Origin of the sequence: Eleftheria terrae (assembly GCF_030419005.1) — a bacterium.
Taxonomy (GTDB): domain Bacteria; phylum Pseudomonadota; class Gammaproteobacteria; order Burkholderiales; family Burkholderiaceae_C; genus Caldimonas; species Caldimonas terrae.
Genome location: NZ_CP106951.1, coordinates 599,545 through 611,708 on the forward strand (window position 1 = coordinate 599,545; position 12,164 = coordinate 611,708).

The window sequence follows — 12,164 nt, forward strand, 5'->3', positions numbered from 1 at the left end:
GGCGCTGGCCGGCTAGAACGACACCCGCAGCGCGAGGTCCGCCGTGCGGGGCGCGCCGAGGTAGGCCATGGTGGACGTCAGGTTGGCCGCGTAGAGGCGGTCGGTGGCATTGCGGATGCGCCCGACGACCGAGATGTTGCGGTTCACCTGGTGGCTCAGGCCCAGGTCCACCAAGGTGTAGGCCGACCAGCTCATGGTGTTGGCCGCGTCGGCGTATGCCTTGCCGACGTGGCGCACGCCCATGCTGGCCTGCCAGGAAGGGGCAAAGGCATAGGACACCCACAGGTTGGCGACTGTCTCCGGCGTGTTGGTGGGCGTTTTGCCGGCCAGGGAGATGCCGCCCTGGCGGAAGCGGTCGTACTGCGCATCGACGCGGCTGACGTTGCCCTGCACCGACCAGCCGGCCGCCGGCTTGAGGCCCACGGCGAGCTCGACGCCCCGCGACGATTGCTCGCCCACCAGTACCGTCAGCGCGCTGTTGTCGGCGTCCTGGGTGGCGATGTTCTTGCGGCGGATGGTGAAGGCGGACACCGTGGCGGTGCCCTTGCCTTGCCAGAAGTCGAGCTTGCTGCCGATCTCGGCCTGGCGGCCGGTGGTCAGCTCGCTGTTGTTGCGCACGTCGGAGAAGGAGGCGGTCGACAGCACGCCGGACGGCGCATCGGCCGCGGTGGCGTACTGCGCGTACACCATGGCGCCGGGCGCCAGGTCCCAGACCAGCCCGATGCGTCCGGTGCTGGGGTGGTAGCTGCGCTGGAAGCTGGCCGGGCTCGCAGCAGTGACCTCCCGGCGGTTCTTCAGTTCCAGCTTGATGCGTTCATGGCGCAGGGCCGTCACCAGGTGCAGCGCCGGCACGAGGGCCGTGCGGTTTTCCAGGTACAGCGCGGTGGTGGTGACCTTGTTGTCGCGGTCGGGGCGGAAGCCGCGCTTCATGCCCGGGATGTCGAAGAAGTTCTCGGTGTCGAAGCGATAGGGGTCCACCGTGCTGACCGTGCCGGGCAGGCTGTTCGGGAAGCGGGTCTGCTTGTTGACGCTGACGTCCAGGCCCCAGGCCCAGTCGCTTCGGTGGCCCCAGGCCTGGCCCTGGTGGCTGCCTTCGATGCGGTCGCCCACCAGCCGTTGGTCGTGCCGCTGCAGCAGCGTGGCGGAACGGATGACGCTCGTGTTGCCGGCATCGAAGCGGTAGGACTCGACGTTGCGGTAGTCGCGCAGCGCGTCGTAGGCGTAGAAGGTGTTCTTCAAGCGGGTGCTGTCACTCAGGCGCCAGTCGGTGATCGAGCGCAACCACTGCACGCGCTGCTCGTAGAGGCCGTCGGCACTGTTGTAGTTCTTGTCGCGGGTGCGCGGGTCGACCCGCAGGGACGCGCCGGGCGGGTTCAGCAAGGGCGTGCCCCAGTAGGGCCGGTCGACCGCCTCGTCCTGCGCTTCGTAGGCCAGCGTGTGGGTCACGCCCTGCCCCAGATCCGACAGGAGCGACGTGGCCAGCTGCGTCGAGCGGGTGCCGGTGCCATCGGTCCAGCCGTCGGCGCGGCGGTAGTTGAGGTCGATGCGGATGTGATGGTCGCCAGCGCCGGATCCGTCGCCGGCGATGCGCCGGTTCAGCCCGACTGAGGCCTCCTTGAGCCGCTGGGTGCCCAGGCGCAGGCGGGCTTCCGAGATGTCGTGGCGCTCGGCCAGCTTGGTGATGTAGTTGATGGAGCCACCCACCCCGCCTGCGCCGAACAGGAAGCTGGACGGGCCGCCGATCGATTCCACGCGATCGTAGATCCAGCTGTCCACCGGGCGGGCTGCGATCGTGTACTGCAGGTGGATGCCGTTGAACAACTGGGTGACGGAGCCGCCACTGAAGCCGCGGTAGCTCACGCCGATGTTGCCCGGTGCGTTGTGGGCCGTGATACCCGGCACGGCCCGCAGGATCTCCTGCGTGTCCTGGGCGCCGCGGGTGTCGATGGTGTTGCGGTCGATGATGCTGACGGTGGCCGGTGTCTGCCGAGGCGTGAGGCCGAGGCGGCTGCCGGTGTCGGCAGGAAGGTCGAGCTGCAACCGGCCGTTTGGCTCCGGTGCACTGGCCCGGATCTTGACTGCCGGCAAGGTGGTCGAGGGAGTGGTTTGTGCCCGTGCAACGGGGGTGGCGGTGGCCACGAGGCACGACAGGCCAAGGCTCACGGCGCGCGGGGAGAACAGGGAAGCGGGGGCAGGCATGATGAAGCAAGCATTCGGTTGGGCGGGGCACCAGGCGCTGCGGCAGGCGCGCTGGGCTGCAAGGCTGGACGGGTGCGCTCGCACTCGGCCGGGCACGGCATCGGGCGGCGCATGCGGCGCCGCGCGGGCAAGGGGCGCAAGAGCGCAGGAAGGACGTGCTGGCCCGTGAGGCGGCGAGCTGCAGCCACGCTTGGGCCGAGGCCGGCGAGCGCCCTGGGGGGCGGCTCAAGGGCGGCGAGTGGCTTGGTGCGTGTGTGCGCTGAAACCGTCAGGGCCGGTCGTCAGGCCGTGTGCGGCGGACCTCGGGGAGGCAGTGGCGCGCCCACCAGCGCGGCGATGTGCGCCGCATACGCGCGGTGGACGGCATGGGCCAGTGGCTGGGCTGGCTCAAGCGCCATGGTCGCCAGCGGCAGAGGCACTGCGGCCGGGAGGCACAGGGGGCAGTCGAGCGTGCCGTGCACGCTGGCCGGGGCCGTCTCGCCATCGTCGCCCACGATGACCAGCTTCATGCTGCCATCTGCGGAACAGACGACATCGATGGCCTTGGGATGTAGCACCGGCGATGCAATCGCCAAGCCGAGCGTCAAGGCCAGCCACGCCAGGACCAGGCGGGCGAGCTGGGATGAGCGCAGGCGGTGCATGCGCTGAATTGTCACACAGCGGTTGCCGCCAGCGACCGCCACGCCGTGCCGCCTGGCTCGTCGCCAGCAAGGAAATGCCGGCCCACTGATGAAGATCAAGAGCAGGTACGACCCTGCGACAATCGCCCAGCCTTCGACCCGCAGGCGCGGTCGCCGGGCCGGTACAGTCGGTGGGGTCTTGCTGCACGCGCCAGCCTGGCGGCGGCCCGGCCCCGCTGGCCCGGATGCTGTCGCGAGCGAGCCTCCGGCCGCCTTGCGGCAGAGGGCCAGAGGCCGGTGCCAGCGGGTGGCGGCCCGGTTCTCAGCAACCCCTGAAGCACGCCGCCATGCCCTGCACTGCCGAAACCCGCTTGCACCACCCGCTTCATCCATGAGCCAGCAGCCCTGCTCTGCCCCACAGGACGTCTTCCGGATCGGGAAAGCCGATTTCGCCTTCGCGCAGGACTGCCGGATCGAGTTTGTCGACGGCGGCATGCGCTTCGATCTGAAGGGCGTGCCAATGCCGTTCGATGCCGGCCTGCATGCCGAGGCCTTCGATCCGGATGAGGGCGCGGCCGCACCGCACCTCTACAGTGCCACCCTCCACTTCGACGACCGCAGTGGCGAGCCGCACCATGTGTTCCGCTACCCTGACAGGTCGCATGGCATCGAATTCTCGCTGTTCTGGAACGGGCTGCGCTACGGGCTCAGGTTCTTCGGCGACGTGGACCTGGCGCCCCACCGCATCGCGCTCAAGGGCCGGCTGCGCCGCGAGCATGACGACGAGGCCGCGGGGGTGCCGCTGGAGCTCGTGCGCCATGGCCCGGGCGGCAGCGTGCAGCTGCGGCCTCGCTACTACGACAGCATCGAAGCCGCGCTGGCCGTGGCGCCGGAGCGCGTGCGCCGGCTGAGCTGGTACCAGCCATGGACCCGGGAGACGCCGCGGCTCGACGAGTTTCCGGCGGAAGTGCTGCGCTGGCGGCAGCTGGAGACGCTGTCGCTGACCTTCGCCTCGCAGGGCCACGCGCGCTTCACCACGCTGCCCGAGGCGCTTGCCAGCCTGCAGTCCCTGACGGACCTGCACATCGGCAACAGCAGCGTGCGACAGCTGCCGGAAGTGATCGGGCGGCTGCGCGGCCTGCGCCGCCTGAGCTTCACCGGCGGCGCCTTGTGCAGCCTGCCCGACAGCTTGGCGCAGCTCGACAGGCTGGAGGTGCTGGACCTCTCGCACAACCAGCTCACCTTGCTGCCCGAGTACATCGGCCACCTGCCCGCACTGAAGCAGCTGGACTTGCGCGGCAACCCCTTTGCATCCCTGCCCGCCTCCCTTGCCCGGATCGAGTCGGTGCGGGTCGATCCCCGCCATCGTGCGCTCTACCTCGACACCCGCTACCGCCCTGACATCGAGCTGCCGGCCAATGCGGAGCTGTTCCTGGCGCGCAGCCACCCCGGGCTCCTTGCCTGGCTGCAGCCGGCGCTGGCGCGGCAGGGGCTGGCGCAGCACGCGCCCGCCTTGCTCCGCCATGCCCGGCAGGCGCTGCGCTGGCGCACCACCACCCCGGATCAGCCGGCGGTGCCCGGTGGCACGCGCTTCGGCGGCGCGCCGGACCTGCCGCCCGCTATCCACTACCCGATGACCGAGGACCGGTACTGGCACTTCTATGCCCAGCTGGACCTGGAGGCGGTGGCCGGCCTGCAGTCGTGGTTGCCGCGCACCGGCCGGCTCTATTTCTTCGCCGAAGGCCTGGATGCGGAGGACCGCACGCTCGTGTTGCATGACACGTCGCCACGCGCGAGGCTCAGGCCCCATGTGTGGAGCGACGGCGCTTGCTTCGTGGACGGAAGCGAGGTGCCCACCGAACAGGCGGGCTACCGTGCCACCGCGGACGTCATGGTGTCGCTGCCGGTCCTGTACCGTGCTTCGCACCGCTTGACCGGTGAGGACGCCGGGCTGTTGGAGATCCGGGATGAGGGGCCGCAGGAGGCGGCCTACCACGCGCTCGGCATCGAACTGGCCGGCAGCGAAGAGCTGCTGCAGGATGTGCACGTGCAGAACGCGCATGTGTCCACGCAGGGAGACAGCCCGGAGGAGCAGGCCATGGCGGTCCACGGCGGGCAGCTCGACGAATGGGTGAACCTGCTGAGCCTGTACTCCGATCCACGCCCGGGCTTCAGCTTCTGGGACGCCGGGCGGCTGACCTTCACCATTCACCGCAAGGACCTGGCGCTGGGCGATTTCTCGCACGTGCAGGTGTCGCTCGAGAGCTACTGACCCCGCGGCCGCTCGAGCGCGGCAGCCACCACCGCCACCGGCCCTGCAATGTGCTGGCATCGGTCGGCGGGGCACCAAGCCGGTGGCGGCTGCCCGGGGCGGTGGATCGTGGCGGCGGCCGGCGGCGGCGCCCAGGCCCGCAGCGGGGCTGGCGCCGCGACGAGGGCGGCCGCGCTCGCGGGGCATGCGGGTGATGCCCGCCCCTTCCACGAGGCGGCGGGTCCTCAGCTCGTCGTGAGTGCCGGGGTGCCAGCCTCGGCCTTCGCGCCGGCCGGCTTGCGCTTGAGCCACAGGTAGAGCCCGCTGCCCAGCACCACGATGGTGGCGATGTCGAGCAAGGCCCACAGGATCTTCATCGGCATGCCGCCATAGTCGCCAAAGTGCAGCGGCTGCGAGATCAGCAGGGCGTCGAGGTACCACGGCAGCCCGGGCGCGGCGGTGACCTGGGCGGTGCGGGCGTCCACCAGCACCGGCTGCAGCAGGCGCGAGGTGAGCGGCTCGTCGCCCCGCATCAGGAAGGCGTAGTGGTGCGGGCTGGAGAACACCGTGCCGGGAAAGGCGATGAAGAACAGCTTCTTGCCCGGCGCCTGCGCCAGCGCGGCCTCCAGCGATCGCTGCACCGAGGCGCGTTCGGCCGGTGGCACGATCGGCTCGCCCTGGTACGGCGCGAGCAGCTCGGTGAGCTGGTCGTGCTGCCAGTACTTGATCAGCAGGTCGGCCCAGGTGTTGATCATGCCGGTGGCGCCCACCACCAGGGCCCACACCAGCGTGACGATGCCCAGCAGGTTGTGCAGGTCCAGCCACTTCACGCGGGACGAGCGCTGGCGGCGCACCTCACCGAAGTCGAGCTTGCGCATGAAGGGCGCGTACAGCAGCAGGCCGGTCACGATGGCCACCAGCAGCAGCAGGCCCATCAGCCCCAGGAAGAGCTTGCCCGGCAGGTCGGCGAACAGGTCCACGTGCAGACGCAGCATCACATGCATGAAGCCTTCGTCGAAGCGCGGCTGGGCCAGCACTTCGGCGGTGCGGGCGTCCACCGCCACCGAGCGGAAGTCGTTGGTCGGCTCCGGCGTGTGGGTGAGCGTGACGAACCACAGGCCGTCGTCGTCCTCGGGCAGCGAGGCGTACTGGACGATCCGGTCGGGATGCTTGGCGCGTGCCACCTCCAGCACCTTGTCGAGGTTGGCGCGCGGCGTTCCGGCCGGCATGGCAGGCGCCTCGACCTCGGTCCCCAGCAGGTGGCCGATCTCGTGGTGGAAGATCAGCGGCAGCCCGGTGAGGCACAGCAGCAGCATGAACACGGTGCAGACCAGGCTGCTCCACTTGTGCAACCAGGACAGGGTCTTGAGCGAACGGGGGCTGGGCATGGCAGGCTCAGGCAGAAAGGCGGCCGACGGGCGGCGAAATGGCGGTGCGGGTCATTCCATGGCGGCCGCGGCGGTGGCAGGCCGATCGGCCCCTGCCCGGGGCCGGCGCAGGCCGTACCAGGCCATCACGGCCACCGGCACACCAAGCGCGAACCACGACCAGGCGTCGCCCCAGGTGTCCGACACCAGCGCGCTCAGCAAGCCGGTGGTGGTCAGCACGCCGAGGGTGACGGGCCAGCCCCAGATGCGCAGGGTCGACGGCTTCATGACAACGACCCGCCTGCGGCTGCCGACGGCGTCAGCCCGCGCAGCCAGCCGGCTGCCGACAGGAAGCGGCCGAGCCGGCGGTGCCCGGCCCCGGCGGCCGGTGGCGTCCATGGATCGATGATCATCTGTTGAACATTAATGCGATTAATTCGCATTCTAATAAAAAAACCGTCACTTCTCCACCGCCCGCCCAGGGCATCGCGGGCCGGGCGCAGGGCTTGCTCAATGGGCAGCAGCGCCCTGCTGCCCGCGCCAGGGGCGGCGTTGCTGCTGGCCGGCGCCGCCGCGGTGGCCTGGCGCGAGGGGGTGATGGCTGCGTCGGCACCCGGCGCTCCGGCATGAACAGGACTGACCACGAATGAGCACACCGATCCTGCCCGCTGCTGCGGCCTTGACACCTGCCCTCCCCGGCTGGCGGCGCCGTCGGCCGGCGTCCTGCGGCGCTGCGGCCCGCAGCGATGCGCGGTGAAGCCGTCGCGCTACGGGAGTGCGGTGCGGCGCGAAGCCGCAGCCAGGCGTTGCCCGGCCCACGACACCCTGACCCCGGCCGACCGGTATGCCGAGCTGTTCACGGCGGTGCAGGCGCAGCGTGTCTTCGCGGACAGCAAGACCTTCGTCGATGCCTCGCCGCGCGGGGAGCCGCAGGCCATTCTGGCCGCCTACCGTGAGCAGGCCGGCCGGCCCGGCTTCGACCTGGCGTCCTTCGTGCGTGGGCATTTCGAGCCGCCTGGCCTGCCGGCGAGCGGGTATGTCTGCTCGCCGGGGGAGCCGATCGAGGCCCACATCGACGCGCTGTGGCCGGTGCTGACCCGCAAGCCGCTGCAGCATCCCGCCCGCTCCTCGCTGCTGCGGCTGCCGCATCCCTACGTGGTGCCCGGCGGGCGGTTCGCGGAGCTCTACTACTGGGACTCCTACTTCACGATGCTCGGCCTGGCGCCCAGCGGCCGCCGCGACCTGCTGCAAGCGATGACCGACAACTTCGCCTACCTGATCGACACCTACGGCCATGTGCCCAATGGCACTCGCACCTACTACCTCAGCCGGTCGCAGCCGCCGGTCTTTGCGCTGATGGTGGAGATGTGCGAGGGCTGCGGCGGCCCGCAAGGCCTGGGCTACCTGCCGCAGCTGATGCAGGAATACGCCTGGTGGATGGACGGCGCCGACGCACTGGCGCCCGGGCAGGCGCACCGCCGGGTGGTGAAGCTGCCCGATGGCGCGCTGCTGAACCGCTACTGGGACGATCGCGACACGCCGCGCGAGGAAGCCTATGTCGAGGATGTCGCCACCGCCGCCGCGGCTGCCGGCCGGCCGGCGAACGAGGTCTACCGCGACCTGCGCGCCGCCGCCGAATCAGGCTGGGACTTCAGCTCGCGCTGGCTGCGCGGGGCCGAGGACGGTCCGCCCGGCAGCGAGCCACTGTCGGACATTGCGACCACGGCCATCCTGCCGGTGGACCTCAACGCCTTGCTCCACAAGCTGGAAACCAAGCTGGCGGAGCTGTGCCAGGCGCGCGCCCGCACGGCCGAAGCCGCCCACTACCGCGCCCGCGCCGAGGCCCGCCGCGAGGCGATGCAGCGCTGCATGTGGGATCCGGCGGCTGGCGCCTTCTTCGACCACGACTGGCGGGCCGGCAGCCGGCGCCGGCGCCTCACCGCTGCCACCGTGGTGCCGCTGTTCGTCGGCATGGCGAGTACGCAGCAGGCCGCGGCGGTGGCGACGACGGTCCAGCGGCGCCTGCTGGCGCCGGGCGGGCTGTCCACCACCGAGGTGTGGTCGCCGCAACAATGGGACCGGCCCAATGGCTGGGCGCCGCTGCAGTGGATGGCGGTCTGCGGCCTGGCCCGCTACGGGCATGAGGCGCTGGCTGACCAGATTGCCGGCCGCTGGCTGGCGACGGTGCAGGAGGTCTACAGGCGCGACGGCAAGCTGGTGGAGAAATATGCGTTGCGCCAAGCGCCGCAGGACCAGGCCTGCGGCGGCGGCGGTGGCGAGTACCCCTTGCAGGATGGCTTCGGCTGGACAAACGGCGTGACGCGGCGGCTGCTGGCGTCCCACCCCGGGCGGATGGCCGCCGACCGGAGCCGGCAGGCCGCCACGATGCGCGGGCTGGGCGCCGTGGGGGCCTGAACAAGGCGTGAGCCACGAGCCGTGGTGTCGAGCACCGCCGCGCTGCGGGCGGCGCGCTGCTGGTGGCAGCGGGAAGGCCGGGCCCGCACCGCGCGAACCGGGTGCCGAAGCCGCCGGCCCGCACGGCTTCAGGCCGGCAGGAACCCTTCCACTGTCAGGTACCGCTCGCCAGTGTCGTAGTTGAAGCCGAGCACCGTGGCGCCGGCCTTCAGGTTGGGCAGGGTCTGGGCGATGGCGGCCAGCGTGGCGCCGGAGGAGATGCCCACCAGCAGTCCTTCCTCCCGCGCTGCGCGGCGGGCCATCTCGCGTGCGGCCTCGGCGTCGACCTGCACCACGCCGTCGAGCAGCCCGGTGTCGAGGTTCTTCGGCACGAAGCCGGCACCGATGCCCTGGATCGGGTGCGGCGCCGGGCTGCCGCCCGAGATCACCGGCGAGGCCGCGGGCTCGACGGCAAACACCTTGAGCTGCGGCCAGGCCTGCTTGAGCACGCGGGCACAGCCGGTGATGTGGCCGCCGGTACCGACGCCGGTCACCAGCGCGTCGATGCCTTGCGGAAAGTCCTGCAGGATCTCCTGTGCCGTGGTGCGCACATGCACCTCGATGTTGGACGGATTTTCGAACTGCTGCGGCATCCAGGCGCCGGGCGTGGCCTCGCACAGCTCCATGGCCCGCGCAATGGCGCCCTTCATGCCCTTCTCGCGCGGGGTCAACTCGAAGCTCGCGCCATAGGCGAGCATCAGCCGGCGGCGCTCCACCGACATGCTGTCGGGCATCACCAGCACCAGCCGGTAGCCCTTGACCGCCGCCACCATCGCCAGGCCGATGCCGGTGTTGCCCGAGGTCGGCTCGATGATGGTGCCCCCCGGCCGCAGCGCACCGGAGCGCTCGGCGTCCTCGACCATCGCGAGCGCGATGCGGTCCTTGATGGAGCCGCCCGGGTTGGCACGCTCAGACTTGACCCAGACCGAAGCGCCGGCGCCGAACAGGCGTTGAATGCGGATGTGCGGCGTGTTGCCGATGGTGTGCAGAATGTTGTCGACCTTCATGGCGGCTCCTGCGTGTCGAGACGAAGGTCGGCATCATGTCACAGCGGCACCGGCCGCGCGTCCGGGCTAGCTGCGGCCGGGGGACGGCGTGCCGGCCCGGCCGCCGGCATTGCCCACGTCACGGCCCGAGGCCAGCCCGTCGTCGGCTCCCAGGTCGCTGCCGGCGGACACCGGCATGCCCTGCGATCCCGAGCTCACCCGCTGCAAGCCCAGCTCGGCCTCGCTGGCTTGGCGCCGCTCGCGCCGCCAGCTGTCGAAGTCGTCGGAGAAGCGGCGGTAGCGCTCCTCGCGCCAATGCTGGTAGTCGGCGTCGGCACGACGCAGCTGCTCGCTGCGCCAGCGCTGGTAGTCGTCATCACCGGGAAAGCGGCCCGGCTGCTCCCAGACGGCTGCGGCGCGCTCGCGCTGGAAGCCGTCCGGGTGGCCGCCGTGGCGGTCGAAGCCCTGGCGGGTCGTCGCGCCTGGCGAGCCGGCGAAGCGGTCATCCGGCCGGGCCGCGCCCTGGACGGTGTCGCGGCTGCCGCCGAAGTACTCGCTCGGCTGTGTTGCGTAGCCAGGGGTGTCGTTGTCACGCCATTCGGCGTTCGAGAACCCGGTGTCGTCGCGGTGGGCGCCGCGCTCGCGATGGTCGATGTGTCGTTGATACATGGGCAGTCCTTGGAGGTGAAGGCCGCGCCGGCGGCTGTCCGGTGACCGGCAAGTGCCGTACCGCGGCGCCGCCGTGGCGCTGCAGCGGCTGGCCGCTTCAGTCGGGCCGTCCCGCCGGGCTGTCGTCGTGCGGCGTCGATGCGGTGCGCATGCGCTCCCAGGCCGAGCGCACCGCGGGCTGCGCCTCGCGCCATTCCAGCGGCGAGCCGCCACGTGCGTCGCCCCAGCCTGCTTCGAGCGGCCCGGCCACCTCTTCCCAGTGCTGGGCGCCGGCATGCCGGGTGCTGCCTTCGGCGCCATAGCGGTAGGCCGGCTCGTAGTCGGCGTAGCTGCGCCCGTCCGAGGCGTAGGGCTGCGCCGCGTGGTGGGCCTGCCATGCCTCGTCCTCCAGCGGCGCGCCTGCCGGCCGGCCCGCCCCGCCGCCCATGGCAGCCCCGGTGGCCGCACCGACCACTGCGCCGGCGAGGCTGCCGACCGGTCCTGCGGCCAGCCCGCCGACCGCGCCCGCCGCCAGGCCGGCAACGGCCCCGCCGACCGTGCCGGCCGGATGCTCGCCGAGCGCCTTCTTCGCGGCCTGCAGCACGCCGCTGCTGCCACTGGTGTTCTTGCCGCCGTGGTCCTTTGCCGTGTCCATCGAGATCTCCTGCGTTGCGATGCGCCGGGAACCGCCCCGGCACCTGCTCCTGCCCAGGCAAACGGGCGGCCTGGCCGGCCGCGGCGCGCACGCTCGCGGCGGCCCTGCTTCTCCTGGTGCCGCCGCTGCCTCGCGGATGCCGGCCAGGGCGCGCTTCGCGGAGAATCCCCGCTCGCCCGCCAATGTCCCCCCTGAGCAATGCCTGCCTTCCTGTCGATCGCCCTCGCTGTGTCATGTGGCACTGCCCTGCATCTCCTCGGTGTGGTGGTGGCCAGCCGGCTGGCCGGCGTGGGCCTGCGGGACGTGGTGTTCGGCCTCGGGCCCGAGGTGGCCCGCATCGGGCGCTTGCGCTGTCGCTTGCTGCCTGTCGGCGGCGCGGTGCGGCTGAGCCACAGCAGCGATGCGACGCCCAGCGGCCCCTGGCCCGCCGGTGCGGCGCTGGATGCGCAGGGGCTGGCCTGCCAGGCGCTGGTGAGCGTCGCCGGCCCGGCCATGTTGTTGCTGGTGGCCGGTGCGTTGCTAGGGTGGCAGGCGCCGGCCGCTTTCCTGTCGGGCTTTGCCGAGATCGTACGCGGTGCGCTGCAGCCGCTGTCCGAGGGTCAGCGGCTGGTTGGCGAGGCGGGCCGCTGGGCCGCACAGGCGGGGCCGTGGACCCTGGCCGGTACGGTGGCCGCCAAGATGGCCGCCCTCAACCTGCTGCCGCTGCCGCCGTTCGATGGCGGCGCGGTGGTGCGCCTGGCGGGCGCCGGCCTCGGCGTGCCGGCCGGCCGTCCGGGCGTCGCAGCCCTCGGCCAGGTGGGTGTGTGGGTGAGCCTGGCCGGCTTCGTGAGCTGGCTGCTTGCCCTGGGTGCCGCGTTCGCCACCACCGCGCGCTGAGCCCGCGGCGTCGCCCGCGTCCCGTGTCGTGACCTGCTTCACGGGCGGTGTGCCCGGATGGGCCGCACGCCGCCGGCACCCCGTGTCCGGGGATTGGAGGGCCGGGCG

The 12,164-nt window shown here is 71.6% G+C and carries 12 protein-coding genes; 3 read left to right on the forward strand and 9 right to left on the reverse strand.

Annotation, left to right across the window (positions count from 1 at the left end; translation table 11 throughout):
* Positions 1-12 precede the first annotated feature (12 nt).
* The 3 genes from N7L95_RS02880 to N7L95_RS02890 form a co-directional block, all read right to left on the reverse strand.
* On the reverse strand, positions 13-2,199 hold the full coding sequence (locus tag N7L95_RS02880) for a TonB-dependent receptor (RefSeq protein WP_301258304.1): 2,187 nt from the start codon (positions 2,197-2,199) through the stop codon (positions 13-15).
* 281 nt (positions 2,200-2,480) lie between these two features.
* Positions 2,481-2,840 carry a DUF2946 domain-containing protein gene (locus N7L95_RS02885; protein ID WP_301258305.1) on the reverse strand — a complete coding sequence of 120 codons (360 nt, stop codon included), beginning with the start codon at positions 2,838-2,840 and terminating at the stop codon, positions 2,481-2,483.
* 364 nt (positions 2,841-3,204) lie between these two features.
* Positions 3,205-3,363 (reverse strand): hypothetical protein, encoded by a 159-nt coding sequence (locus tag N7L95_RS02890; protein WP_301258306.1) that lies wholly within the window; start codon positions 3,361-3,363, stop codon positions 3,205-3,207.
* On the opposite strand from N7L95_RS02890, the gene N7L95_RS02895 reads away from it, so the two are divergent.
* The gene (locus N7L95_RS02895) at positions 3,340-5,091 is read left to right on the forward strand and encodes a DUF1963 domain-containing protein (protein ID WP_301258307.1); all 1,752 of its coding nucleotides are present in this window, start codon (positions 3,340-3,342) and stop codon (positions 5,089-5,091) included. The two genes, N7L95_RS02890 and N7L95_RS02895, sit on opposite strands and share 24 nt — an antisense overlap.
* A 224-nt stretch (positions 5,092-5,315) precedes the next feature.
* On the opposite strand, the gene N7L95_RS02900 is transcribed toward N7L95_RS02895, so the two are convergent.
* The 3 genes from N7L95_RS02900 to N7L95_RS02910 are packed head-to-tail and all read right to left on the reverse strand — an operon-like array spanning position 5,316 to position 7,081.
* Entirely contained in the window at positions 5,316-6,458 is a 1,143-nt protein-coding gene (locus N7L95_RS02900) for a PepSY-associated TM helix domain-containing protein (RefSeq protein WP_301258308.1), read from the reverse strand.
* A 51-nt stretch (positions 6,459-6,509) separates the two neighbouring features.
* Positions 6,510-6,725, reverse strand: a complete 216-nt coding sequence (locus N7L95_RS02905; protein WP_301258309.1) for a hypothetical protein — start codon at positions 6,723-6,725, stop codon at positions 6,510-6,512.
* Complete coding sequence (locus tag N7L95_RS02910) at positions 6,722-7,081, reverse strand: hypothetical protein (protein ID WP_301258310.1); 360 nt, start codon at positions 7,079-7,081, stop codon at positions 6,722-6,724. The genes N7L95_RS02905 and N7L95_RS02910 overlap by 4 nt, the downstream gene beginning before the upstream one ends.
* Positions 7,082-7,190: 109 nt before the next feature.
* Here N7L95_RS02910 and treF point away from each other — a divergent pair, with 109 nt between their 5' ends.
* Entirely contained in the window at positions 7,191-8,852 is a 1,662-nt protein-coding gene (gene treF / locus N7L95_RS02915) for an alpha,alpha-trehalase TreF (protein ID WP_301258311.1), read from the forward strand.
* A 128-nt stretch (positions 8,853-8,980) separates the two neighbouring features.
* On the opposite strand, the gene cysK is transcribed toward treF, so the two are convergent.
* The 3 genes from cysK to N7L95_RS02930 form a co-directional block, all read right to left on the reverse strand.
* Entirely contained in the window at positions 8,981-9,898 is a 918-nt protein-coding gene (gene cysK, locus N7L95_RS02920; RefSeq protein ID WP_301258312.1) for a cysteine synthase A, read from the reverse strand.
* 66 nt (positions 9,899-9,964) lie between these two features.
* Positions 9,965-10,546 carry a hypothetical protein gene (locus N7L95_RS02925; protein WP_301258313.1) on the reverse strand — a complete coding sequence of 194 codons (582 nt, stop codon included), beginning with the start codon at positions 10,544-10,546 and terminating at the stop codon, positions 9,965-9,967.
* A gap of 97 nt (positions 10,547-10,643) precedes the next feature.
* Entirely contained in the window at positions 10,644-11,180 is a 537-nt protein-coding gene (locus N7L95_RS02930; RefSeq protein ID WP_301258314.1) for a hypothetical protein, read from the reverse strand.
* Positions 11,181-11,378: 198 nt separating this feature from the next.
* Between N7L95_RS02930 and N7L95_RS02935 the strand changes: the two genes are divergently transcribed.
* A complete protein-coding gene (locus tag N7L95_RS02935) occupies positions 11,379-12,056 on the forward strand; it encodes a site-2 protease family protein (RefSeq protein WP_301258316.1) in 678 nt (225 codons plus the stop codon).
* Positions 12,057-12,164: the final 108 nt, after the last annotated feature.